General features: G+C 29.4%; 18 protein-coding genes. 9 read left to right on the top strand and 9 right to left on the bottom strand.

Going from position 1 to position 26,500, the window contains the following annotated elements; translation table 11 throughout:
• The first annotated feature begins 20 nt into the window (after positions 1-20).
• From SHK09_RS09130 to SHK09_RS09170, 9 genes are all read left to right on the top strand, one after another.
• On the top strand, positions 21-1,676 hold the full coding sequence (locus SHK09_RS09130; protein ID WP_319810471.1) for a SwmB domain-containing protein: 1,656 nt from the start codon (positions 21-23) through the stop codon (positions 1,674-1,676).
• 87 nt (positions 1,677-1,763) lie between these two features.
• The gene (locus SHK09_RS09135; protein ID WP_319810472.1) at positions 1,764-3,335 is read left to right on the top strand and encodes an arylsulfatase; all 1,572 of its coding nucleotides are present in this window, start codon (positions 1,764-1,766) and stop codon (positions 3,333-3,335) included.
• A gap of 53 nt (positions 3,336-3,388) precedes the next feature.
• On the top strand, positions 3,389-5,011 hold the full coding sequence (locus SHK09_RS09140) for a solute:sodium symporter family transporter (protein ID WP_319810473.1): 1,623 nt from the start codon (positions 3,389-3,391) through the stop codon (positions 5,009-5,011).
• A gap of 39 nt (positions 5,012-5,050) precedes the next feature.
• Positions 5,051-7,891, top strand: coding sequence for a hypothetical protein (locus tag SHK09_RS09145; RefSeq protein WP_319810474.1), 2,841 nt, complete (start codon positions 5,051-5,053; stop codon positions 7,889-7,891).
• Position 7,892: 1 nt separating this feature from the next.
• A complete protein-coding gene (locus tag SHK09_RS09150) occupies positions 7,893-8,783 on the top strand; it encodes a sialate O-acetylesterase (protein WP_319810475.1) in 891 nt (296 codons plus the stop codon).
• A 1-nt stretch (position 8,784) separates the two neighbouring features.
• A complete protein-coding gene (locus SHK09_RS09155; protein ID WP_319810476.1) occupies positions 8,785-9,627 on the top strand; it encodes a sialate O-acetylesterase in 843 nt (280 codons plus the stop codon).
• Between the two features lie 125 nt (positions 9,628-9,752).
• A complete protein-coding gene (locus tag SHK09_RS09160) occupies positions 9,753-11,171 on the top strand; it encodes a sulfatase (protein WP_319810477.1) in 1,419 nt (472 codons plus the stop codon).
• A gap of 6 nt (positions 11,172-11,177) precedes the next feature.
• Positions 11,178-12,686, top strand: a complete 1,509-nt coding sequence (locus tag SHK09_RS09165; RefSeq protein ID WP_319810478.1) for a sulfatase — start codon at positions 11,178-11,180, stop codon at positions 12,684-12,686.
• Positions 12,687-13,126: 440 nt separating this feature from the next.
• Complete coding sequence (locus SHK09_RS09170) at positions 13,127-16,111, top strand: DEAD/DEAH box helicase (RefSeq protein ID WP_319810479.1); 2,985 nt, start codon at positions 13,127-13,129, stop codon at positions 16,109-16,111.
• Between the two features lie 139 nt (positions 16,112-16,250).
• Here the strand turns inward: SHK09_RS09170 and SHK09_RS09175 are convergent, their stop codons facing one another.
• From SHK09_RS09175 to SHK09_RS09215, 9 genes are all read right to left on the bottom strand, one after another.
• Positions 16,251-16,514: a hypothetical protein gene (locus tag SHK09_RS09175; protein WP_319810480.1), complete on the bottom strand. Its 264-nt coding sequence runs from the start codon at positions 16,512-16,514 to the stop codon at positions 16,251-16,253.
• A gap of 250 nt (positions 16,515-16,764) precedes the next feature.
• Positions 16,765-18,303 carry a hypothetical protein gene (locus SHK09_RS09180; protein WP_319810481.1) on the bottom strand — a complete coding sequence of 513 codons (1,539 nt, stop codon included), beginning with the start codon at positions 18,301-18,303 and terminating at the stop codon, positions 16,765-16,767.
• A 34-nt stretch (positions 18,304-18,337) separates the two neighbouring features.
• Positions 18,338-20,629: an FdhF/YdeP family oxidoreductase gene (locus tag SHK09_RS09185; RefSeq protein ID WP_319810482.1), complete on the bottom strand. Its 2,292-nt coding sequence runs from the start codon at positions 20,627-20,629 to the stop codon at positions 18,338-18,340.
• A gap of 3 nt (positions 20,630-20,632) precedes the next feature.
• Positions 20,633-21,430, bottom strand: a complete 798-nt coding sequence (gene fdhD, locus SHK09_RS09190) for a formate dehydrogenase accessory sulfurtransferase FdhD (RefSeq protein WP_319810483.1) — start codon at positions 21,428-21,430, stop codon at positions 20,633-20,635.
• A 70-nt stretch (positions 21,431-21,500) separates the two neighbouring features.
• On the bottom strand, positions 21,501-22,676 hold the full coding sequence (locus tag SHK09_RS09195; protein ID WP_319810484.1) for a class I SAM-dependent methyltransferase: 1,176 nt from the start codon (positions 22,674-22,676) through the stop codon (positions 21,501-21,503).
• 6 nt (positions 22,677-22,682) lie between these two features.
• Positions 22,683-23,765 (bottom strand): AI-2E family transporter, encoded by a 1,083-nt coding sequence (locus tag SHK09_RS09200; RefSeq protein WP_319810485.1) that lies wholly within the window; start codon positions 23,763-23,765, stop codon positions 22,683-22,685.
• The gene (locus SHK09_RS09205; RefSeq protein WP_319810486.1) at positions 23,765-25,042 is read right to left on the bottom strand and encodes a hypothetical protein; all 1,278 of its coding nucleotides are present in this window, start codon (positions 25,040-25,042) and stop codon (positions 23,765-23,767) included. Before SHK09_RS09205 ends, SHK09_RS09200 begins: the two co-directional genes overlap by 1 nt.
• Positions 25,043-25,149: 107 nt before the next feature.
• Complete coding sequence (locus SHK09_RS09210) at positions 25,150-26,013, bottom strand: RluA family pseudouridine synthase (protein WP_319810487.1); 864 nt, start codon at positions 26,011-26,013, stop codon at positions 25,150-25,152.
• Complete coding sequence (locus tag SHK09_RS09215; RefSeq protein ID WP_319810488.1) at positions 26,013-26,435, bottom strand: VOC family protein; 423 nt, start codon at positions 26,433-26,435, stop codon at positions 26,013-26,015. Before SHK09_RS09215 ends, SHK09_RS09210 begins: the two co-directional genes overlap by 1 nt.
• Positions 26,436-26,500: the final 65 nt, after the last annotated feature.

The raw sequence follows: 26,500 nt of genomic DNA on the forward strand, positions 1-26,500 counted from the left end.
ACAAACTAAAAATGAACAAAATGAAAAAAATACTTATACCTTTTATTTTAGTGTTAACTTTTTTAGTTAGCTGTGAAAATAATGAATATGTAACACCGTTTGGAGATTTTTCAAGTTTTAAATGGTATACATCAACAGACACTCAAGATGCAAATTATGTAATTGCTGTAGATAATTTTATAGCATTTAGTGATGTATCTCAAAATACATTAAGTCACACCTGGAGTATTCCAAGTGGTACAAGTTTATTAAACTCAAAGTTTACAGAAAAAGATTCTATTTATACTTCTTTTATTAGTAAAAACGGAGCTTTAGATACTGAAAATAAACTAATAAACGTTTTATTTAGAGAGCCAGGAATAAAAGAGATAGCGCTTCAGAATGTATTTAAAGATTCTGTAACAAATGCAGTTCTTGAAGCAGGGAAATGGAAAGTAGATCAAGTTTTTACTATCGAAGTTTTCGATAATATTAAACCAGCTTTTAAGGTTCTGAATGGAAGTGTTGAAGTACTTACTATTACTGCAAATGATATAGTAAATGTTGCTAATGCTGCTTCGTGGCAAAAAGTATCTATTGAAGCAGGTAGTGAATTAACATTTGTAGATATGAGTACAGTTGGAAAACCAGACTCTAGAAATTGGAGTTTTAATGGAGGTGATATTGATGCAAGCGGTGCAGAATCTGCTAAAGTATTATACAATTCTTTAGGTAATTTTACAGCAGGAAGTATTGTATCTAAAAGAGACGCTCCAAAAGGAGAAATATCAAAACTAATACCTTTAAATATTGAAGTTATTCCATCTACTAAACCATTTGTTATAACTAATAGTTTAAAAGAAAATACTACTGAAGTAATTTCATTTAATGTATCTGGTGAAATAGCCAACATGTCAGATGAAGAAGATAATTTTACAGTAACTGTAGTTAATTCTGTTTCAGGATTTAACCAAAATATTCCGGTAAAATCTGTAAGTGTTAATAGTACAGATGCTACACAAATTGATTTGGTTTTATCAGCACCAATTTTTAACAGTGATGATATTACAATTAGCTATACAGCAGGAAATATTGAGTCTGTTGATTTTAGAACTTTAGAGAGTTTTGGAGCTAAATCTGTAGAAATGTTTTTTGAAGGCGTTTTAAACCCAGAAACTTTAGGGTATGAAGTTCCTTGGAGTGGTGATGGTAATCAATTTAAATTAGCAAATACAGAAGGATATGTTGCTGTGCATAATGCAGATAATGCAGCAGGACCTTTATATTATTTTAGAGATGAATCTAAAGCATATGATGGAAATAGTTCTATGAAATTTGAAACTCCAGATACTGGTATTCCTAATAATGCAAGATTAAGAGCATTTAGTTTTGTTGATTTAAATAAATCAAGTGTTCCTGCAAATACTTATTTACCTGTAGTTTGGGTGTTTCTGGAAGCTGGTAATACAATGACTACTATACAATACAATTTTCAAAAAGGACCAGTTCTAGATTTTGATTTATCAACAACTACCAGAGGAGAATGGGTTAGAGTAGAACTTCCATTAGAAGTTTCATCAGGAATAGATTCGGGAAGAATAGATATTAACATTAGAAACACAGGTCAAAATGATGCACAAGTTCAAAAAATGTGGATTGATAAATTTGATTTATTAATTGTTGAACCAAGAACATAAACCTCTTTAAAAAAAATAATAATAAAGAGTAAAAAGAATAAAGTAAAATGTTCTTTTTACTCTTTAATAAATTTATATTTATTTAATATGACACAGTCAAAGATCTTTTTTAAAATAATAACATTAATTATAGTAATGTTATGTATCAACTGTAAATCAGAAAAAAAAGAAGAAGTAATTAAAAATGTTACTACTTCTAAAAAACCAAATATTGTTGTTATTTATTTAGATGATTTAGGGTATGGAGATATTAGTTCTTATGGTGCAACAGAATTACAAACACCAAATATAGATGCATTAGCTTCTGGTGGTATTAAATTTACAAACGGTTATGCATCATCAGCAACTTGTACACCAAGTAGATATGCACTATTAACAGGTATGTATCCTTGGCGTAATAAAGATGCTAAAATTTTACCAGGAACAGCACCTTTATTAATTGGTACAGAACAACAAACATTACCAAAAGTATTAAGAAAACAAGGTTATCAAACAGCAATTGTTGGTAAATGGCATTTAGGTTTAGGAACAGGTATTGTAAATTGGAATGAAAAAGTAACTCCAGGGCCAAATGAAGTAGGTTTTGATCAATCATATATTTTAGCAGCAACGCAAGATAGAGTTCCAACGGTTTACATTAAAGATGGTAATGTTGTAGGATTAGACAAAAATGATCCAATTGAAGTTAATTATAAGAAGAATTTTGAAGGAGAACCAACTGCAATTTCTAATCCAGAAAAGGTAAATATGAAATGGCATCATGGTCATAATAACAGTATTGTAAACGGTATTCCAAGAATAGGATATATGAAAGGTGGTGATGCAGCAAAATGGACAGATACAGATATGGCAGACCATTTTTTAGGAAAAGCTCAAAATTATGTAAGAACACATAAAAACAAACCTTTCTTTTTATATTATGCAATGCAACAGCCACATGTACCAAGAACACCACATCCTAGGTTTGTAGGTAAATCTGGTTTAGGTCCGCGAGGAGATGTTATTTTAGAAGCAGATTGGATGATTGGTGAGTTTATGAAAACTTTAAAAGAAGAAGGAATATTAGAAAACACTTTAATTGTTTTTTCTAGTGATAATGGCCCAGTTTTAAACGATGGTTATTATGATGATGCAGTAGAGAAAATAGGAAAACACGATCCTAAAGGAGGTTTAAGAGGAGGTAAGTACAGTATTTTTGAAGCAGGTACTAGAGTTCCTTTTATTACTTACTGGAAAGGAACAATTAAACCAGCAGTTTCAGATGCAATTGTTTGTCAGATGGATTTATTAGCATCATTGGCAACTTTAACAGGAACTACAGATTCTTCTACAGATAGTAAAGATTTATTAAATACTTTTTTAGGAAAGTCTAATAAAGGTAGAGATAATTTGGTAATTGAAGCAACTTCTAGAACAGCTTTAAGAAGTGGAGATTGGGTAATGATTCCTGCTTATAAAGGTGTTAATTTTAGAGAAAAAGTAGGTATTGAAGTAGGAAGTTTTCCAGAATTTCAATTGTACAACTTAAAAGAAGATGCAGGTCAACAAAACAATTTAGCAAAATCGAACCCAACGAAATTAGCTGAAATGCTAGAGACATTTGAAGCTTTAAGAGGAAAAGAATATAGTTTAAATGTTAAGGATATAAAATTTAGATAATTTTTTAATACTTCATAATTAAATTAAATAACTAATTAAAATAAAAGAGAATTATGCAAATAGTAACATTTCTAGGCTTTACAATTCTTGTAGCAGTTATAGCCTATTTAAAAACAAGAAACACAGATGAAAGTTCTTCAGATGGATATTTTCTAGGAGGAAGAAGTTTAACAGGTGTTGTTATTGCAGGTTCTTTGTTATTAACTAATTTATCTACAGAACAAATTGTAGGTTTAAACGGAGCAGCTTTTAAAGAAGGTATTTTAGTAATGGCTTGGGAAACAATAGCTGCTATTGCTATGGTTATTACTGCTGTTTTTTTATTACCAAGATATTTAAAAGGAGGAATTACAACAGTACCTCAATTTTTAGAACGAAGATATGATAAGGCAACTAAAACAATAACCTCTGGGTTATTTTTAAGTGGTTATGTTGTTGTTTTATTACCTATTGTTTTATATTCTGGCGCATTAGCTATAAACACTATGTTTAATGTACCTGAATTATTAGATGTAAGTGAAACAAAAGCACTTTGGATTACCGTTTGGGGAATAGGAATTATAGGATCTATTTATGCCATTTTTGGAGGATTAAAAGCCGTAGCTGTATCAGATTTAATAAATGCAATTGGTTTGTTAATAGGTGGTTTAATGATTCCGTTTTTTGGTTTATATGCAATTGGAGATGGGTCTATAACTGAAGGAATTTCTACATTAATCAATACCAATCCACAAAAATTTAACTCAATTGGTGGGCCAAAAGCATCTGTTCCTTTTGGTACAATTTTTACAGGTATGATGTTGGTAAATCTTTTTTATTGGGGAACGAACCAAGCTATTATTCAGAGAGCGTTAGGTGCTAAAAATCTAAAAGAAGGTCAAAAAGGATTAATATTAGCTTCTTTTATAAAAATACTAGGGCCGTTAATTGTAGTGCTTCCTGGTGTTATTGCATTTCACATGTTTGGGGGTACATTAGAGAACCCAGATGAAGCATATCCTATGCTAGTAACAAAAGTATTACCAAGCTATTTAGTTGGTTTCTTTGCAGCTGTTTTATTTGGTGCTATATTAAGTTCATTTAATTCTGCGTTAAATAGTTCTGTTACTTTATTTGGTATTGATATTTACAAATCTCACATTAAAAAAGACGCAACAGAGAAGCAAACAGTTTTTGCAGGTAAATCTTTTGGTGTTATTTTAGCTATTTTATCTATGTGTATTGCACCTTTAATTGCAAATGCACCAGATGGGTTATTTGGTTATTTACAAGAAGTAAACGGTTGTTATAGCATTCCTATTTTAACAATTATTGTAGTTGGGTATTTAACAAAATACGTACCAGCAATTGCTGCAAAAGTAGCTATAATTGTAGGTGTTGTTTTGTATAGTATTAGTCAATTTATAATTAAGCCAACCTTTAATGTTGTAGAAATAATTGATGGTGTTGAAACCGTTACTGGAAATGAATATCCTCATTTTTTACATGTGATGGCAATTTTATTTGTATTAAATGTAATTATCATGTTAGTTATAGGTAAATTAAAACCAAGGGCAACTGCTTACGAACAAGTATATACAAACCAAGTAGATATTAAACCTTGGAAATATTTAAAAGTTACAGGTATTGCTGTCTGTGCAATTGTTATTGGAATTTATATTTATTTTGCACAATAGTTAAGTTATTAATATAAAACATCACTTAAAATAAAAGGTATGAATCATTTTTTTCAAAAAATTCATGTATTGCTTGCTATATTTTTATTATTCTCTATTAGTTGTTCTTCTAATAAATTAAATAACATAAAATTAGACAGTGCAGTTATTAGTATAGAAACTGGTTTAACCATTTCTAAAGTAAGAACAGCTCAAAGTAAAGGGAAGACTTATATTGTTGCAAGTAGCTATGAAGGAATTGTAATTGGGCTTTCTTACGAAGGAAAAGAATTGTGGAGAAATGAACTTTCTGGATTTATGAATCATGACCTTTGGACTGGTGATATTTCTGGTGATGGAGTAGATGAAATTCTTGCAGCTAATGCAGATGGATCTGTTTATTGTTTAAACAGTAAAGGGAAATTACTTTGGAAATTTAAACAAAATGAAGCACCTATGTATGCTGTTTGCGTAATTAATAAAGACGGTAAAGCATATGTTGTTTGTGGAGGTTATGATAATAGTTATTACTATGTATCACCAGAAGGAAAGCTAATTAGTGAAATTGCTTCTAAAACATACTCTGTAGAAAAACCATTTAGCAAAGCAAAAAAATCATTACCTCCTTCAGGTTTGCACTTAACAAACTTTTTAAGACCCGCAAAACTAAATGGTAAAGAAATATTAGTTGTTCATGGAGTTCAGAATAGTATGAATGGTAATGGAACTATTTATTATTTTAATCCTTTAGAAAAATTACCTTATAAAACTATAAAAATAAAAAAGCGAGGTCCTTATGGAGACTTAAAAGTTGGTGTAGTTGATGAAAAAGGAAATAGTGAAGTATTAATGGGGCGTGTTGGTGCACAAGCAAAAGGAATGCATTTTACTAGAATTAGTATCGAAAATTCAGAAAAACAATCTTTTGTAGATTTTAAATACGCTAAAGACAAAGCGTCTTTAAAAAGAGGAATGTATCGTGTAATTCAAACAGATGTTTTTAAAAATGATGATAAATTTGCTTATGTAACATTATTTGGAAGCAATATTTTAATTCATAATATTGGAGATAAAGATGCAAATGCAGAGGTAGTTCCTACACGATTTTCGTTTAACGATATGTACAAAGACCCAAATGCAAATAAGTTAATTTTAGCGAGTGCGCAGAGTGGTGGTAGTGCAATTCATATTATAAATTTTGATGATAAAAATTGGAGAAAAGAGTTTGAAAAATTAAATCCTCCAGGAAAAATACAAACCATTCTTGCTAATTCTAAAGTGATTAAAAACAATTTAAAAAAGTTTAATAAACCTTCTTATCAAAAAGAATCTGCAATAGTTTACTTTATGTCTGAACGTAGAAAAAAGGCTGGAGTAGGAGTTGCTATAGATAAAATTGAAGCTAAATATGACAATCCAATCTTTTTAAACGGTGGTAATTTTGATAAAGAAAATTGGGATCGTTCTGCTATGCCAAGTGAAGTTTATAAAAACAAGCGCGATGGAAGAATGAAATATAAATTATCGCAAGAAGACGTTTTAGAGATTCTTACAAAAAAGCAAAAACAATCTAACGGAAAAGGAATTTCATATTGGGGCGGCCATGGAAATGACCCTTATATGTATCAAGTAGAAACTACAAAAAAAGGATTTGATATTGCCAATGGAAACAAAACGGTTATCATTTACCCAGAGGTTGAAGATCATTCAGACGAATTTAAATTTGTAATGAATGATTTATTATTGCCGTTAGCAGAGTATGCAAAAACTAGAAATGCCAATTTATATATGCGTAATAAGCATTTGTTTTGGCAATCTAGTGTGTATATGGATAAATGGAAACCTTTAGCATCTGGTAAATATGCGAATGTTTTTGTACCTGCTATGGAAGAAACTACAGATAAATCGATGGAATTAAGTTTTACTTCTAGATTAGGATTATGGACAGCAGGTTCTGTGGATAGTTGGGGAGCGCGTTGTGCAAGAGATAATACGAGTTTCGATCGTTTACGCCAGCACTCAAACCAAACGTTACCAAATCATTTTTTAAGAACTATGGTTTATACGATCTCTAGTGGTGCACAGTTTATAGATAATTTTCCTGTAGATCAAGAGTACATGAGTCTTTTGTGGGATTTAGTTGCACAAGGCGCTATTTATGTACCTAAACGTTCAGATATTTTAAGTTTTTCTCCCGTACATTTAAGTATTACAAATCCAGATCACGATTATTTAGAAGAAGCTAGTAATGTAAAATGGGTAACATTTTTTGATAAAAATAAAAAAGAGAAAGAACCTTTTGCTTTTAGTAGATTAAACGGAACTTGGCCAGGTGCTCCTCTATTAGATTGGGATTTTTCTAAATATGCTGCAGGTGCAAATGAAAGACGTTTAAACTTTATACCAAAATATAACAATGGAATGGTGTTAATTACGCCACCTCAAAAAGGTGTTTTTACAGACAAAGAAGCTGTTAGAAAACCATTGGTTGAAAATATTCATCCGTGGTATAAAAACATCATGAAAGAATATTATTCTGATGGTAAAAATTATTATTCTGCAGATGGAAAAACAACCTATGCACCAAATGAATATTATAAAGTTATCGATGAAGATATTAAAAAAAGTGCTTCTTTAATACCTGTTACTGTTTCTGGTAATGTTGGTTGGGTTGTTGCGCAAATTGGGCCAAAACATTTACGTCTAACAATTGTGGAGAATGGTTATATAAACCCTAATAAAGCAGTTGCAAAAGTAAAAATTAATGCTATTAAAATTTTAAAGATGACGGATATTTTAAACGGAGAGGAATTTAAAGTTGATAAAAATTCTAAAGTTGAAATTGAAATACCTTTAGGTGGTTTTCGATTTATAGATATTGAGTTGGCTGAAAAAATATAGTATGAGAAATTTTATTTTTTTATTTTGTTTGATAGGATTTTATTCTTGCTCAACTTCAAAAATAATAGCACAAGAAGATAAAAATGCAATTCAAGTGGTTTTATTAGCAGGACAATCTAATATGGCTGGTGCAGGTAATTATGATGAATTAGACGATTCTATAAAAGAAAGAGTGGAAAAAGTGGCTAATAGAGTTTTTATTAGTCAATCGAACACAAAACAAAAACCGTTGTCTTACTATAAAAATAAACCAAGTAAAAAATATGATTTTACAAAACGATTTGGACCAGAATTATTAATAGGATTAACCTTGGCAGAAAAATATCCGCAGAAAGAATTTTTGTTGATAAAACATGCAAAAGGAGGTACTGCTTTGTATGGTGCTTGGAACCCTAATTGGAGTTTAGAAAAAGCAAAAGAAATAGAAAAAGGAGATAAAAAACAAAGCTGGAATTTAGTAAAACAACATATCGATTTAATCAACCAAAATTTAAGTATTTTAAAAGAAAAAGGGAAGTCTTTTAAAATTATAGGTTTAACTTGGATGCAAGGTGAAAATGATGCGGTTTTAGAGAAAGCAGCAAATATGTATGCAGAAAATCTCGAAAAATTAATAAAGAAATATAGAACCACTTTTAATGAGATGTATATGCCTTTTGTATTCGGACAAATAAATTCTAGATACGGAGTTAAAAATGGCGCAGAAACAGTTAGGAAACAAATGGAAATTGCTTCAAAAAAAAATAAAAACACTTTTTTGATTAAAACGAACACAGATAAAAGTTGGTCAGATTATCCAAAGCATTTAGACAATGTACATTACAATACAGAAGGTCAAAAAAGATTAGGAATTGCGTTTGCAAACCAATTAATTATTTTTTTAGAACAGTAAAATGAAACAACTATTTTTTGTTTTTAGTCTATTTTTAAGTGTTGCTTTTTTTGCTCAAGAAGATGTGCATATTGTATTATTAGCAGGTCAATCTAATATGGTTGGTAGAGGTGTTTCTAGCGAATTGAGCATCGAGGTTAAAGAGAGAATTAAAAAAGTTTCAGATAGAGTTCGATTAGGTACTTCAGATAATTCTAATGAAAAAGCAAAACCACTTTCTTCTTTTACAAAACAGTTTGGGCCAGAATTAATGGTTGGTTTATTATTAGCAGAAGCAAACCCAAAGCAACATTATTTGCTGATAAAAAAAGCAGTTGGCGGTACTTCTTTATATGGTGCTTGGAATACAGATTGGACACAAGAAAAAGCAGTTTTTGCAGAACGTGGAGAAGTTAGACAAAAGCTAAAACTGTTTACTTTACACCTTAATAATATAAAGAATGAACTTCAAAAATTAAAAAAAGAAGACAAAACTTATAGGGTTTTAGGATTACTTTGGATGCAGGGAGAAAGTGATACTAACAAAGAAGTTACAGCTACAAGTTATCAAAATAATCTTCAAAAATTAATAAAAGGTTATAGAAAAGAATTTGATGAAAAAATGCCCTTTATAATCGGACAAATAAATGTGCTTCCAAGAAAATATAAAATAGGTCCTAGTCAAGTTAGAAATGCAATGTTAACTGTTGCAGATATTGATGATAATGTTGCAATTGTTAAAACGTCTATGGATAATAAATGGTTAGATTATTCTAAACATAAAGATAATTTACATTATAATACAGAAGGTCAACTAAAGTTAGGAACTGCTTTTGCTAAAATGTTATTCCTATTCTTAAATTAAACGATTTTAAACCTAAAACACTCAATAACAAAAAAGTTTTACGCATACTTACATTGTTTGAATCTATAAACACTTCACTTAAAACAATATATTTTAACTTAGTTTAAGTTAAAAAAATAACACATATGAAGCTTCGTTTTAAGTATATAATCTTCTTTTTTACTCTAGTAGTTTCACTACAAATTACAGGTCAAAATTCATCAGAAAAACCAAATGTACTATTCATTATGGTAGATGATTTAAATGATTGGGTTGGTGCTTTTGGTGGTAATTTACAAACAAAAACACCAAATATTGATGCACTTGCAGCTAACAGTACTATTTTTAAGAATGCTTATTGTTCTGCTCCTTTATGCAATCCTTCTAGAACAAGTATTATGACAGGTTATAGACCATCTACAACTAAAGTATATGGTAATTCAGAAGTTTTTAGAAAGCAAAAAGGTTTTGAAAATACAGTAACAATTCCACAGTATTTTGAGAAAAATGGCTACAAGACTGCAGCCGCAGGAAAAATATTTCATAGTCCAAGAGGAAAAGCTAAAGAACCAAAAGAAGGTAGTGACCCAGGCTCTTTTCAACAAGAAAGAAAAGGTGGTTTAGGTGGTGCTTTTCCTGATAAAAAAGACAGACAATCTCATGGGTTAAATCTTAAGAAATATGGAATTAAAGGTTCTTTTAAAAAATCTTTCGATTGGTTTGCCGTAGATGTTCCTTTAGAAGATAATGAGGATTTTAAATCTGCAGATTATGCTGCTAAATTTTTACAAGAAAAACATGAGAAACCTTTCTTTTTAGCTTGTGGAGTTTTTAGACCACACTTGCCTTGGTTTGCACCCAAAAAGTATTTTGATTTATACAAGTTGAATGAAATAGAGATTCCAGAAATAATACAAAATGATTTAGATGATGTTGGTAAAATGGGACAAAATATGGTGAAAAGTGCTGTACATAAATCTGTGTTAGATAATGGGAAATGGAAAGAAGCTGTTAGAGCATACATGGCAAATATTTCTTTTGCAGATGCGTGTGTTGGACATTTGTTAAATGGTTTAAAAGAAAGTAAGTACGCAAAAAACACTATTATTGTTTTAATGGGAGATCATGGCTATCATTTAGGAGAAAAAGAACATTGGTCTAAAAATGTATTGTGGGAACGTTCTGCAAAAACACCTTTGTTAATTTTTGATCCAAGAGATGGTACTGGTAAAGTAAGTACTTCTTTGGTTTCTTTGTTAGATGTGTATCCAACTTTAGTAGAAATGGCTAACCTTCCTAAAAACAAAGAATTAGAAGGGGAAAGTATATATTCTTTAGTAAAAAACCCTAATAAAGAAGTTAAAGAGTTTATACTAACTTCTAAAGCAAAAGGATTACATTCATTAAGAAATAAAAATTACAGATATATAATTTACCCAGGTGGTTTTGAAGAATTGTATGACCATAGAGTAGACCCAAATGAATGGGTAAATATTGCAAGTAAATCATCAAATAAAGAAGTGTTAAAAAGCTTTAGAAATGAATTAAATAAAATTCTTAAATAAGATAATATGAAAATAAAAGCAGCAACCACTTTAACCTTAGTTTTAGTTTTCTTTTTGACAAATTGTTCAAGTCCACAGAAGGCTTCAAATCAAAGTAAAAATAAATCTTCATTAGAAAAAAAGGAAATAGAAAAACCAAATTTAATTATTATTCACACAGATGAACATAATTTTAGAACCATAAGCGCGTATCAAAAATTATTATCTGAAGAGCAAGCTTTTGTTTGGGGAAAAGGGAACAATACCAAAACTCCAAATATCGATAAATTGGCAGATGAAGGTGCTATTGCAACAAGTTATTATTGTGCTTCGCCAGTTTGTACACCTTCGAGAGCTTCTTTGGTTACGGGTCTGTATCCGCAAGCAACTGGTGCACCAAAAAACGGATTACACATTAGTGAAGATGTACCTACTTTTGCAACCATTTTAAAAGACCAAGGCTATGCGACTTCTTATGTTGGTAAATGGCATTTGGCAGGTCATGATAAATATGCTTTTGGTGTTAAATACAAAGCAGGTTTTGAAGATAATAGATATATGATGAAAGGTGGACATGCACCATATTTTTATGTTACCAAGGATAAGTTTAAAGGAGTAAACGAGAAAGTTGCTGCTAAATTACCGCAAGAAAAAGTGATTCATGCAACTGATTTTTTTACAGATAAAACTCTAGAGATTTTAGAACGTGATAAAAGTAAACCTTTTGCAATAATGCTTTCTATTCCAGATCCTCACACACCAGATTTTGCAAAACCACCATATAATACCATGTATGATGGTTTAAAAATTGAAGCTCCCATAACAATGGCATCAAAATACAATGCAATAAAGCCTTCTTGGGGAAAAGGCGGAAATAATGAAGCGCAAGGGAAAAAGGATTTTTCCAAAGAAAAAGACGCACTAAAACAGTATTTTGGAATGGTAAGCCATATTGATGATTCTGTTGGAAGAATTCTTCAATTTTTAGAAGCGAATAATTTAAAAGAAAATACTATTGTAATATTTACATCAGATCATGGAGATATGTTTTTTGAACATAACAGACGTAACAAAGGAGTGCCTTATGAAGGTTCTGCAAGAATTCCGTTTTTAATTCGCTATCCTAATAAAATTCCTAAAGGAAAAGTAATAAATACGGCATATACAAATGTAGATTTTACACCAACTATTTTAAGTTTAATGGATGTAGCAACTGATGCAAAATTTCATGGATTAGATACTTCAGATGATTTTACAAATAATAAGAAAGAAGTAAATAGTGATAGAATTACGTATTTCGCTAAATCTGGTGGATGGTGGGTTTCTGCAGTAAATAATAGGTATAAATTGGTAATTGATAAAAAAGAAAAGCCTTATTTATTCGATTTACAAGAAGATCCAGACGAGTTGATTAACTTTTATTATAATAAAAAATATACAACTATTGCTAAAATGATGCAATCAGAATTATTTAAGCAATTGAATAAATATGATGAACCAGGTTTAAAGATAAAGCAAAAGTATATTACCAAGTAAACAATAATGTTAGAATTTGGTGGTGTTTTTGTCTTATAAATCAACGATAAAAACATACTAATGTTTTTAGATCTCTCTAATTTAAGTAAACTCAAAAAGAAGGTAAGTATTATTTTAATCTACTTTATAGCACTACTAATATAGAAGTTATATCAACCAAAAGTAGAAAAGGTTTTATCGCTAAAGAGTTAACTTAAGTGATTTATTAAATTCATAAAAGCGCAGTTGTACAGAAGTGAAACTCTTCTTAAATAATTATTACAAAAAATGAAATTACAGAACTTTCAAATTAATTGCTTAACTTTCAATAATTAACGATTTTTTCTTATTTCTTCAATTAATAATGGTACATAAAGCAACAAGAATAAGCATCTAAAAGTTATATATTCGCGCTCAATTTTTTTGTTTTAACCTATTAACTACGAATTCTAAAGAAATATATGAGCAACATAAAAAACTGGTTAAATTATTATAAAAATAGTTTAACTGATAGTGAAAATTTAGCTGTAGACATTTCTAGAATTAAAAATTTATTTAATCAAAATTATTGCGATTTAGGTGCAGCAGCCATTAATTCGAAAAATGCAGAAGAACTTCTAGATCTAGAAGAAAGAAGAATTAATAGGCTAAAGGGAGTAACAAAAAAAGAGAGTGCGAATTGGCATAAAGTATTTGACGCAGAAATTATAATAGCACCTTTTCAATTAGATTTTGAGTCTAATGATGCAAACTTTAAACAAAAAACAATTTATCCATTTTGGGTAACTGCTAGAGTAAATCGTTTAGGTCAGTTATCAGTTCCTAGAGAAATTTTTCCATTAATAGTTCGTAATTATTTAGATCCAATAGCAGAGGTTGGAAATGATTTTATTTTCTCTTCAATAGAAACCATTTCAACAGCAAGAGACATAGAGAAACCTATAGGAGAAGGAGAGGAAGAAGAAATACAATGGGGTTCTTATTGGGATTATATTAGTGTTGTTTTTTTAGAAATTACAGGAGGGAATATCGATAGTTATAGAGCAGACGGATATAAAACGAATCATAAAGTTACCTACTTTGCAAGGAGTTCTAAAATATCAGCAGCAAAAAGTATTCTCTTTCTTTATGAAAATTTAATAAATACTACAGATGAACTTCCGTTAATTTCAAAAATAATAAACCCAAGAAATAGAGAGAGAAGAGATCCAATTACAGACAAAGGTTTTCTAGATTATAATCAGTTACATTTAGGCCAAATGTCTAATGAATTCCCTCTTTCTATTAGTCAAAGGAAAACGTTATTATCTTATTTTACTGCAGAAGAAAATGCGATAACTGCAGTAAACGGACCTCCAGGAACAGGGAAAACAACTTTATTACAAAGCCTAGTAGCAACAGAAGTTGTTAGAGCAGCTATTAAAGGAGAAGATGCACCAGTTATTTTAGCATGTTCTACAAACAACCAAGCAGTAACAAATATTATAGATAGTTTTATAAATTCTAAAAGTAATATGGGCAATTTAGCAGAACGTTGGATTCCTGGTTTTAATGGGTACGCGACTTATTTACCTTCTAACTCTAAAAGTGAAAAATCTTTAAAAAATATAAATTACCTAAAAGGGAATATGTTTGGTAATGAAGGTACCTTATGTGATCTAGAAAACGAAGATTATTTGTTAGATGCCAAACATTTTTATTTTAATAAATATGCAGATTATTTTGGTTTTAATGCTGAGTCTTTAGAAGATGCTTGCGAGCATCTTCAAGAAGAAATTACAGTGATAGAAGATAACTTAATTGAAGGGGTTCAGATATCTCAAAACTATTTAATTTCTATTGAAAAAGTGAATAATTTACTGCTTCATGAGAAAAATCATATTAAAAAAAATGCAATCCAAATTTTAAAACTCCAAGAATGGAGAACGATTATAACTAAGATAAAAACATATTCTAAAGAAGAGAAATTTATCAATGAAATTAAACGTTATTTTAAAATTGATTTAGAAGAAAATAGCACAGATTCAGAACACCTTTTTATCGTTAATAAAGAAATGCTTACTAATAATAGTACTGCACTCGTTTTTATAAAAAAATGTATTGCAGATCTTAATTTAGCTTTATCATCAAACTTAAAATTAAAAAACTGGAAACATCAAAATAATATTACGGGCTATCCTTTTATTTCTGAAGAACAAATGTGGGAGTTTGAATATGAAAAAATGGAGTCTGAAGATAAATCACACCGTTTTTTTTATGATGAGATAGATTTAAGTTTACGTCATAAAGCTTTTTTATTAGCTACTCATTATTGGGAAGCAAGATGGATTTTAGAAACAGAAGATGTATTAGAAAACGAAACTGAAAAAGGAACTGGTGAAAAAACAGTAATAGCAAGATGGAAGCGCAGAGCGATGCTAACGCCTTGTTTTGTAGCAACTTTATACACTGCTCCAACACATTTTTTGTTTAGCCAATTTCAAGGTGAAAATGAAGAAGGTAAACCTGTTTTCGAATATTTACCCTTATTTAATTTTTTAGATTTATTAATTATTGATGAAGCAGGCCAAGTAACACCAGAAGTTAGTATACCTATATTTTCATTAGCACAAAAAGCAATTGTTGTTGGAGATTTAAAGCAGATAGAACCTATTTGGTCTATTCCTGCAAAGATTGATTATGGAAATTTAAACGATCAAAATATTATTACAAATCAATCTCAAATAGAATATTTAAATGAAATAGGTTTTTTAGCCTCAAGTGGAAGTATCATGAAAATGGCTCAAAATGCTTGTGAATATGAAACACCATTAGTTACAAAAAAACAAAATGGTTTGCTATTATTAGAACATAGAAGATGTAATGATGAGATTATTGGTTTTTGTAATGAATTAGCCTATGATGGTATTCTAAAACCTATGAAAGGGAAAGCGCATAAAGATCAAATATTTCCTTCTATGATGGCATATAATATAGAGGGTTTTAGTGAACGTAAATTTAATAGTCGCCATAATATAAATGAAGTTAAAGCAATAATTTTATGGCTTAATACGTATAAAGAAAACATAGAAAAAGCGTACAATGTAGATTCTATTGAAAGTATTTTGGGTATAATTACACCATTTGCAAGTCAGAAAACAGAACTTTCTAAAGCTTTAATAGCATCTGGCTTTAAAGTTAATGATATAAAATTAGGAACTGTACATGCGCTTCAAGGAGCAGAACGTAATATTGTTTTATTTAGTTCTGTTTATAGTAATGAGGATGAAGGAGTGTTGTTTTTCGATAGAGATAATAAACCTAACATGCTAAATGTAGCTGTATCTAGAGCAAGAGATAGTTTTATATTATTTGGTGATACTAGAATTTTTGATGAGACAAAACAAACACCCTCAGGAATACTAAAAAAGCACCTAAATATATTTGAAATGCCTAGTACAAATTAGCATTTAAAAATACTAGTAAATAATAAAGAGTAACATAAAAATGTATGTAAAAACTTTTATTTTTTACAATAGATATTATAAAAAAAGAGCAACCAATTAATTTGGTTGCTCTTTTTTATATAATTTATAAGAGTAATATTTATCTTTTTGTTACTTTAGTAAATACGGTTAAAGTATCTTTCTTAATAATTTTAGCGTCATCTAAAGTTACTTTAATTACATGTTCTGGGTTTGAAACTTGAAAAACATAGCTAAATTGTCTAAATGATGTTATATGGTAATTCGGAAATTCTTTTTCAACAACAGATCTGTTAGATTCGTAATGTTCTAATTCTGTTTTTACTGGTTTACAACTAGTAAGTAATATCCCTATAAACGCTAAGACTAATAAACCTTTTTTCATAATAAAATAATTTTTATAAATTCTAATAAAAACTATTATTTAACTTCAGAAGTTAACTTTTTAGAGGGGTAAACTTTAGTTTTCTGAAACTATTAAAATAATAGTACAAAATACATATAAAGTTAGGGTGCTTTAATTGTATTATAATTAACATTGATTGTACAAAAAGTACAAACATTTTTTGATGGTTATTATAATTTTTTAGGGAGACATCAGCTATTTCTAGTTGATAATACAAATGTACGTAAAATTATTTCATATTTAAAAAAGTGAAATTATATTTTATTCCAAAGTTAAGAAATGGGTTGCTTAGAGCACCACCTTTAGCTTTTACATAGCCAATAGCACTTCTTAAACTTAGCGTATTATTTAGTTGATAATCTACACCTACACTTGGTTTAATAATAAGGCCTTCACCTGTACTTATATTTCCACCGCCAGCAGCTCCTGCTAAAATTTGTGTAAAAAGGGACGCATTTGTATTTAAAATGTTATTTGTTCTTACACCTAAACCAACAAGACCTTCAGCATAAGCACCTGCATCTCCAAAATTAGCAAACGAGGTTTGTCCTGCTAAAAAGAGGTGTTTATTTAAGTCTAAATTAACTTGAAGCGATATTTGATGCATGTCTTCAGTTGGGTTCTCCATTCTTTTCGCATTAAAGTACCAGTCTTGTTTTATGATTACTTCAATACCCTTAAATTTTCCTTTGTTAAAAGCAGTTTCATTAGAAAAAGTTCCATTTCTTTCTACGTAATACTTTAATCCCACACCAAAAGTTGAGGTAGAAAAATGTTGATTAGGAGTTAATAAATATCCTTTATTAAGAGAAATGTAAATGTCATCAAAAATTTGTTGTTCAATAGAAATATCTGGGTATAATAAAAAGCCTCCTTTAGAATCTACACCACCACCACCACCAGCACCAATACCAAATTTAGCTAAAATGTTTGTTCTGTTTTTATTGAATGATAAATTGTAACCAGCTCCTAAAAGAACATCCATATAACCAGCTCTAATTCCGCTGTAAGCACCATCAACCTTTAAGAAAGCAAACCAATTTTCAGATAAATAATTAGCAAACTCAAAACCAGCAAGTCTTATTGTTTTTCCTTTTAAGACTTCTCCGGTAGTTGCATTTGCTTCACTTAGAACTTTTAAATTATTTAAATGAACCATAAATGAAGTTCTTTTAGTTGCTTTGTTCCAAGAAGAATTTTTTAATGATTCTAAAGAAAATGTTTTTTCGACGTTTTTATAATTAGCGTAATTAAAGTCTAAAGGAATTTCTAAAGCAACGTTTAATTGATTTCCTCTAATTAGCCCATCATCAAAAAAGTTAACATAACTCCAACCAGTATTTAATGAAAAATGGTTAAAATTATAACCTAAATTTAAATGAGGTAATATAAATGCACCACCACCGTCTGGTGCACCAGCGCCACCACCGCCACCAAAATGGAAACCAGTGTCTATATATAATTTTTTATTTAAATATTTTTTGTATCCTGCATTTACACCTAAAGTAAAAAAACCGCCTCTTTCACCAGATATAGATCCGTAAATACCTACACCGGTATAAAAAGATTCATTTAAAAAAATATTATAATGAATACCAGAGAACCCCATATTAGATTCATTTGGTATTTCTACTTGTGGCATATTAATAGATAAATAATCTACTTTTATAAACCCTTTTTGAGTTTTCATCTCTGGAATACTTCCTGTTTGTGCAACTAAAAAAGAACTGCATAGAATTACTAAAATAAAAAGAAATGAATTTCTCACAAGTATATTTTTTTTAAGATTTTACAAATATAAATTATCTTTTCTCAATACTAATAATAACTGTTTTAGAAGTAGGCGTATTACTAATTTTAGCAACACTTTTAAGAGGAACTAAAACATTTGCTTCAGGAAAGTAAGTGGCTGTACATTGTTTAGGAATGTTATAGCTTATTACTAAAAAACCTTTCGCAACTCTTTTTTCATTATTAAAATGACTTGTTAAATCTACTAAATCTAACTGTTTTAAGTTTTGTTCCTTCATGTCATCTGCATTCATAAAAACAACTCTTCTTTCATTTAAAATGCCTCTATATCTATCATCCAAACCATAAATAGTAGTATTGTATTGGTCGTGAGTTCTAATTGTCATCATTATAAATTGATTCTTTTCTAGCTCTAAATCAGATGGTTTATTTAACGTAAAATTTGCTTTTCCTGTAGCAGTAGGAGAGAAGTTGTTTTCTCTTGCATTATTTGGTAAATAGAAACCACCTTTTATACGAACACGTTTATTATAATTATTAAAACCAGGAATTGTTGCTTCAATTTTATTTCGAATTAGATCGTAATTAGCCGCTAATGCAGTCCAGTTTGTTGTAGTGTTTTTTAAGGTAGCATTTGCTAAACCAGCAACAATTGCCGTTTCACTTAATAGTTTTTTAGAATGAGGTTCTAAATGTCCGTGAGATTGATGTACAACTCCCATAGAATTTTCTACAGTAATAAATTGTTCTCCAGAAGACTGAATATCTTTTTCTGAACGCCCTAAACAAGGTAAAATTAAAGCTTTTTTACCATGAATTAAATGACTTCTATTTAATTTGGTAGAAATTTGAACCGTTAATTTACAGTTTCTTAAAGCATCTGCTGTAAACTCTGTATCTGGTGTTGCAGAAACAAAATTACCACCCATTCCAACAAAAACTTTTGCTTTTTTCTTATGCATTGCTTCTATAGAATCTACAACATCTAAACCATGTTTTCTAGGGGCTTTAAAATTAAATTCTTTATCTAAACTATCTAAAAATGAAGTTGGTGGCTTTTCCCAAATCCCCATTGTTCTATCTCCTTGAACATTAGAATGCCCACGAACAGGGCAAGTTCCAGCTCCTTTTTTACCAATACTTCCTTTTAGTAATAAAATATTTACTAATTCACGAATATTATCTACCGCATTTTTATGTTGTGTTAAACCCATTGCCCAACAAATAATAATTTTTTCATTATTAATGATAAGCGCTGTTGCTTCTCTAATTTTGTCAATTGAAATTCCGGTTTCAGGAAGAAGTTCTTCAATTGAAAAACGATCTAAATCGGCTAACATTTCTTCAAGACCAGAAGTTTTTTCATTAATAAAATTATGATTAAAAACACTTCCAGGACTTTCTAATTCTTTTTCTTTCATTAATTTTAAAATGATTTTTAACAAAGCAACGTCTCCATTAATTTTCACTTGTAAAAATAAATCTGTTAAATCTTGTCCTTTACCAATCCATTTTAATGGGTTTTGAGGATCTTTATAATTCATTAAACCAACTTCTGGTAATGGATTAACGGTAATTATTTTACCACCATTTTTTTTAGTTTCTCCTAAAGCAGTTAACATTCTAGGATGATTTGTTCCTGGATTTTGCCCCATAACAATTACCAAATCTGCATGATCGAAATCTTCTAAAGTAACAGAACCTTTTCCTATTCCTAGAGTTTCAGAAAGTGCACTACCACTAGATTCATGACACATATTAGAACAGTCTGGTAAATTATTTGTACCAAATTGGCGCACAAATAATTGATACAAAAAAGCAGCTTCGTTACTTGTTCTTCCAGAAGTATAAAAAATAGCTTCGTCTGGCGATTCTAAAGTATTTAATTCTTTACCAATAATAGAAAAGGCAGCTTCCCAAGATATTTCTTCGTAATTATCTTTTCCTTCTGGCAAGTACATTGGTTGTGTTATTCGTCCGCTTTTACCAATTTCATAATCAGATAATTTAGAAAGTTCTGCAACAGAATGTGTGGCAAAAAATAAAGAAGAAACTTTATTTTTAGTAGCTTCCTCTGCAACTGCTTTTGCACCATTTTCGCAGTATTCTGCTAAAAAAGCACGTTTTGCATCAGGATCTGGCCACGCACAACCAGGGCAATCAAAACCATCTTTTTGATTTAAGTTTTTTAATAAACGAATTCCATTTATTATACCAACTTCATCTTTAATATGCGTTAAAGCAGAAACGATTGCTTTAACACCAACAGCAGAATGTGGAATTTCTTTTAATTTAATTCCTGTTAATTTTTCTGGTGGTTGTGCATTTATTTTTTGAGACATAGTTTAGTTATTTTTTATGTAAGAAGGATTCGCGTAGATGGTCATTTTATTTTCTCTGGTAAAACCAATTAGACAAATACCAAATTCTTTTGCAAAGTCTACAGCTAAAGAAGAGCAACCAGAAACTGCAATTATTATAGGTATTTTAGCAATAAAAGCTTTAGACACAATTTCGTAAGAAACTCTACCGCTTACCAATAGGTAATTGGCGCTTTTTAATGCATTTTTTTGCAATAAATAGCCTACAGTTTTATCTACTGCATTGTGTCTGCCAATGTCTTCTTTTAAGGTTAGAAGTTCGTTTTTTTTATTAAAAATGGCTGCAGCATGACTACCACCCGTACTTTTAAAAGTTTCTTGATGAGTATACATTTCTATAAACATTTTATGAATTATTGCTGATGATAAAATAGGTTTAGAACTTAATTTGTCTCCAGATAATTCAATATCTTTTAATTCTTTTTTACCACAAATGCCACATGAAGAAACAGAAAGTAATGTTCTCTTATTTAAATACCCTTTTCCTAAAAGTTCTTTAGAAATTGTAATGTTTATAATTGAAGGAATACCGTTGTCTTCTTTATCTATTTCATTTTTAAAATTGATACTATTTTTATAAATATCTTCTGCAAACAATAAACCTCTAATTAGTTCTATATCATTGTCTGGTGTTCTCATAACAACAGTATAAGGCTCTTTATTAATGTTTATTTGTAGTGCAGCTTCTACAACCAAAACGTCTTCTATAGAGGTTTGGTTGTCTTTGTTAATTTTTAAAGCTTCGTATGTTAATGTTTGCATGAATAGAAAGTTAAGCTTTCTCTACAAATTTAATAAAAATGTTACTGCTTAAAGAATCTATTTGCTTCAATTAAATTTTAGAACACAAAATACATATTCGTTTATTTTCTAAATCTGTTGTAAAAAATAAATACAAACTTCCGCCGTCTTTTATTTTTGTTTCTTTTCGAATTTGTTCTACAGTTTTAGGAAAATTTCGAATTGTAATATTTGCTTTATTTTCTGGAATTAATTTCTTTACTTTTTTCTTATCATAATTTAAAACTTCTTCAATTTTAAAGACTCTTCCAGGAAAATTTATTATTTCATTTGAAGTATATAAATGAGAATGTTGATGAAGTTTAAAAATATTTAATTGATGAGAGATTTCATGAAAACCACCAGATTTTAAAATAGCTGCATTTGGTTCGTACAAATAGGTAAGTGGTTTCGAATAGGTAGAAATTACTTCTTCTTTATAATTAAAGTTAAAACTTTGAGTACTATTTTTACCAATATTTATTGTTTTAATTTTTACAGCTTTATCATATTCTTTTTCTAATAAGAATAACAACTCTTTTACTTCATTATTTAGTGCAACAATATGAATCTCTTTAACAAACTTTAGTTCATTAATTGTACTTGTAATATCTAAAATAGGAGAGTTTTTAATTAAAATTTGATTGGTTTTAGAAAATAAGAAATCAATATTTTCTGGTACGTTTGGCAAACAATCATTTAATAAAAAAACTTTTCCTTTTAAGTCGTTTCTTCGAGATGGATCAATATAAATACAATCGAAATTAGCTTTATAATTTTTTATAAACTCAAGTCCATCACCAGAAAAAGTAATAATGTTTTCTTTTTTTAATTGTAGGTAATTGTGTTTTACAATGATTGATAAATCTTCGTTAATTTCACAATGTGTAACATCTTTAAAATGCTTAGAGAAATAAAAACAATCTACACCAAAACCTCCAGTAATATCAATAATAGAAGTTCCTTTTACTAATGTAGATTTGTAATTTGCGGTAACTTCAGAAGAAGTTTGCTCAATACTTATTTTCTCTGGATAATAAATGTTTTGTGTATTAAACCAGGAAGAAAGTTTCTGCTCAGATTTTAGTTTTGCAATAATTTGATTTGCTAATTCTTGTATAGAAATATCATCAAACGGACTCCCTTTTAAAATCAGTTTTGTAATTTTAGATTTTAAATTATCAGTAATAAATTGCTGAATTTCTGGACGTAAAATTGCTAAATTCAAAAGAGATTATAAGTCTTTGGTTAATGATTTTACTATTTTATTATCGGCTAAAAATTCCTTTAAAATTACTTTTAGAGCCGTGTATAAAGGAACTGCAGTAACCATACCCACAACACCAAAAAGTAAACCTCCAATAATAATTGTTAAAAATATTTCTAAGGGATGAGATTTTGTTGTCTTTGAAAATATAATTGGCTGACTCGCAAAATTATCTATTAATTGTGCAATAAAATAACCAACCATTACATAAATAGTAGTTGGTAAAATTTCTGACTGAAAATCTTGTCCAATATTACTTGTCATCGATAAGACAAACATTATTACAGCGCCAATCATTGGCCCAACATATGGTATTAGGTTTAATAAAGCGCATAAAAAAGCAATTACAATAGCGTTATCAATACCAAAAATTAATAAAATAATGGTGTATAATACAAATAGAATTGTAATCTGAAATAACAATCCTATAAAATATCTTGATAATAGATTGTTAATAGTTTCTAGTGATTTAGAAAATCTATTTTCATTTCCTTTAGGAATTAAAGTCATCACTCCTTTTTCTAATAATTGGCTGTCTTTCATAAAAAAGAAAGAGATAAATAATACCGAAAATAAACCAACACTTAAAGTACCAACTGCTCCTAAAACAGAGTTTAAAAAATTAGGAATTTCTTTAAATTGAGAAATGAAATTCACGTTTTTTAACTCACCTAAAACATCAATTCCTTTCGATGAAAAATAAGTTGTTATTTGGTTAAATATTTCTTGAACGTTTGCTTGTAATTTGTTGACGTCTAATAAAGATAAGCTCTTACCTTGCTCTGTAACTAAAGGGATAAACATTAAAATTAAACCCGTTAAAAAGCCTAACATTAAAACCATTGTAGCAACAACAGCAATTGTATTAGGAAACTTTAATTTTCTTCTTAATAAAAGAATGAGTGGTCTTGCTATTAAAGACAAGATTCCTGCAATAATTATATAAACAATTACAGATTGAATTGCATAGAGAAAATAACCCAAAAGGAAGATTCCTAATAAGATTCCTAAAGCTCTTAAAATTCCTGTTGAAATTATTTTAGAATTCATTAATTATATCCTTTTACATTTCCCATGCTTAAACCTCCACCATTACCAAAAGAATGATTTGTTGGTAGTAATGTACCACTTTCTGTTGTAATCCAATCGTCCCAAGTAGCAGAAACTTCTTTCATTTTCATACTTGGTACTGTCATTTTATAGCTTTTTGGAATGTTGTTTTCATCTAAAAGCCATAAATAAGAATCACCAGGAGTAGAGCCACCTGTTGTGTATTTTACTAATAAAGCTTCCTTATCGTTTACTTTATGAATACTTTTAATTGTACCGTTATCAAGTAATTTATGAGGAGCAACTAGCCAAAAAGAATCGTTGTTAAAAATATTCCAAGCTTTTTTTACAATGGTAGTATCTGCAACTTCTTGTTTTTTAGTATTGAAGTAAACAGTACTTTTTTCTCTATTTCTAGGGTCTAAATTTACACGAATTGTATCCCAAGAAACGTCTACTATATGTTTTTCTTTGTCCCATTTAAAAGTTCTCTTTCCAGCAAAACTCCATTCTAGATAGCGTGTTTTTTTATAGGCTTCATGCTTTATTGCCTTTAGAATTTTATTAGCAAGTAAGTTTGCTTTACTATTTTTAGAACTAACGTTTCCCATCGAAATTTCTAAACCAAATAAAGAAAGTTTATGTTTTGTAGGTAGTTTTATTCCGGTTTTAGTAGTTTTCCAATCAGACCAGGTAGCGGAAACGCCACCTAAAGGAATAATGCTTGTCCACATTTTAAAAGAAATAGGTATGTAGTTGTCATCTAAAATCCATAGATAAGAATCTCCAGGAGTAGATCCGCCAGATTTGTAGGTAATTAATAAAGCATCCTTATCATTATAATTAACAATACGTCTCTCTGTACCAACATCAAAAACTTTGTAAGGAGCAATTAACCAAAAAGAGTCGTTGTTAAAAAAGTCTTGTGCCTGTTTAACCAATGCTGCATTGTCGGTAATTGTGCCATCAATATAAACTTCAGATTTTTCTGGTTGATTTGTATGTAAAGTTACTTTGTATTGCGCCCAAGAAATGTGCACAATATTTTCTTGTTTGTTCCAAGTATAAAAATGATCATTTCTAAAACTCCACTCTAAAGTTTCTGTATTTTTATAAGCATCATTATCTAATGCATTTAACATTTTTATAGCTAAAGCATCAGCATCTTTTCCTTGTTTTCCTTCAGGTAAAGGTTCATTATTTACAAAATAATAAATTCCTCCTGCAACAATTAAAAGTAATAATAGAATTCCAATAAATTTAAAAAGCTTCTTCATTTTTATAGATTAAAAAATCAGAAGCTAAATTAATATTTTTTGAAAGAAGAAACTATTAGTAGGCTTTATAATAATCTAAAATGTTATTGATTAATGATGTGCTAAAATTAAAAACCAGGAAATATCTTTACAAACTTTTTAGGCAATTCTTTAGTAATTGAAATTTTCTCTTTTGTAAACGGATGTATAAAATCTAAAGTTGCTGCGTGTAAAAACAATCCTTTTCCGTTTAAAATTTTGTCTTCTAAAAAGTATTCTTTATCACCTAAAATAGGATTTCCAATTGCAAATACATGTTTTCTTAATTGATGTCTTCTTCCGGTTTTTGGAAGTAATTTTACAAAGTTTAAAAACTCGAAACGTTCTGATATTACGGTTTCTAAAACTTCAAAATCTGTATGCGATTTTTTTTCATCAATAAGAAGATCTATTATTCCAGCAGGTTTCATTTTACCAATTGTAATCGCAAAATATGTTTTCTGAATTTCCTTATCTATAAACAGTTTTCCTAATGTTGCAATTGCAGTACTCGTTTTTCCTATTAATAAAAGTCCACTTGTGGGATAATCTAACCGATGAATAGGTTGTGGCTTAACAGCATCATAAAGTGTGCTTTTTTTTAAGTTTTGAGACAATCCGTTTGCAATAGTTACAAACTTATTTCCACTTACTAAAATACCAGCTGGTTTGTAAACAATTGCTAAATAGTCATCTTCGAACAAGACTTCAATATCTAATTCTAATCTTTCAAAAGAAGATGAATTTTCAGACTCAAAAAGTTCTATTTTTTCTCCATCAGCAACATATTTAGAAGTTGTTGCTAAAGTACCATCAATAAAAACAAGTCCTTTTTTAATAGCTTTCTTAATGCCCGATTTTGTTGGAATTGTTTTAAAAATACCCACAGCATATTCTTGAAAACGAATAGGTTTCTCTAATTTTTGAACAAGATGAGTTTCTGATAACTGCATTATTTAGCAAACAATTGACTTATATCTTGAAAAGCTTTAAACTCTAAAGCGTTATTTTCTGGGTCTTTAAAAAACATGGTTGCTTGTTCACCAACTTTTCCTTTAAAACGAATGCAAGGAGCAATTTCGAATTTAGTATTTGCAGTCTTTAAACGGTCTGCTAAAGAATGCCAATCTTCCCAAGTTAGTACAACGCCAAAATGCGGTACAGGAACATCGTGTCCATCAACAGGGTTTGTAACAGATTCTGTAGGTTTATAACCCTCTTTTTGATGAATAACCAATTGATGTCCGAAGAAATTAAAATCTACCCATTGATCTGTACTTCTTCCTTCTTTACAGTTTAAAATATCTCTGTAAAAAGTTCTACATTTTTCTAGATTCTGTACAGGAATTGCTAAGTGAAACGGTTGTACTTTCATTTTATTAATTTTTTGATGTAATCGAATGATACACTTTTATATTCTAATTTTAGTAATGGTAAAAA

Source organism: Polaribacter sp. PL03, from assembly GCF_033875165.1.
In the GTDB taxonomy this organism is placed as follows: Bacteria; Bacteroidota; Bacteroidia; order Flavobacteriales; family Flavobacteriaceae; genus Polaribacter.

Excerpts from the sequence above, each read along its gene's own strand:
- SHK09_RS09130 (WP_319810471.1), top strand. The coding sequence starts at position 21 with ATGAAAAAAATACTTATACCTTTTATTTTAGTGTTAACTTTTTTAGTT.
- SHK09_RS09135 (WP_319810472.1), top strand. The coding sequence starts at position 1,764 with ATGACACAGTCAAAGATCTTTTTTAAAATAATAACATTAATTATAGTA.
- SHK09_RS09140 (WP_319810473.1), top strand. The coding sequence starts at position 3,389 with ATGCAAATAGTAACATTTCTAGGCTTTACAATTCTTGTAGCAGTTATA.
- SHK09_RS09145 (WP_319810474.1), top strand. The coding sequence starts at position 5,051 with ATGAATCATTTTTTTCAAAAAATTCATGTATTGCTTGCTATATTTTTA.
- SHK09_RS09150 (WP_319810475.1), top strand. The coding sequence starts at position 7,893 with ATGAGAAATTTTATTTTTTTATTTTGTTTGATAGGATTTTATTCTTGC.
- SHK09_RS09155 (WP_319810476.1), top strand. The coding sequence starts at position 8,785 with ATGAAACAACTATTTTTTGTTTTTAGTCTATTTTTAAGTGTTGCTTTT.
- SHK09_RS09160 (WP_319810477.1), top strand. The coding sequence starts at position 9,753 with ATGAAGCTTCGTTTTAAGTATATAATCTTCTTTTTTACTCTAGTAGTT.
- SHK09_RS09165 (WP_319810478.1), top strand. The coding sequence starts at position 11,178 with ATGAAAATAAAAGCAGCAACCACTTTAACCTTAGTTTTAGTTTTCTTT.
- SHK09_RS09170 (WP_319810479.1), top strand. The coding sequence starts at position 13,127 with ATGAGCAACATAAAAAACTGGTTAAATTATTATAAAAATAGTTTAACT.
- SHK09_RS09175 (WP_319810480.1), bottom strand. The coding sequence starts at position 16,514 with ATGAAAAAAGGTTTATTAGTCTTAGCGTTTATAGGGATATTACTTACT.
- SHK09_RS09185 (WP_319810482.1), bottom strand. The coding sequence starts at position 20,629 with ATGTCTCAAAAAATAAATGCACAACCACCAGAAAAATTAACAGGAATT.
- fdhD (WP_319810483.1), bottom strand. The coding sequence starts at position 21,430 with ATGCAAACATTAACATACGAAGCTTTAAAAATTAACAAAGACAACCAA.
- SHK09_RS09200 (WP_319810485.1), bottom strand. The coding sequence starts at position 23,765 with ATGAATTCTAAAATAATTTCAACAGGAATTTTAAGAGCTTTAGGAATC.
- SHK09_RS09205 (WP_319810486.1), bottom strand. The coding sequence starts at position 25,042 with ATGAAGAAGCTTTTTAAATTTATTGGAATTCTATTATTACTTTTAATT.
- SHK09_RS09210 (WP_319810487.1), bottom strand. The coding sequence starts at position 26,013 with ATGCAGTTATCAGAAACTCATCTTGTTCAAAAATTAGAGAAACCTATT.
- SHK09_RS09215 (WP_319810488.1), bottom strand. The coding sequence starts at position 26,435 with ATGAAAGTACAACCGTTTCACTTAGCAATTCCTGTACAGAATCTAGAA.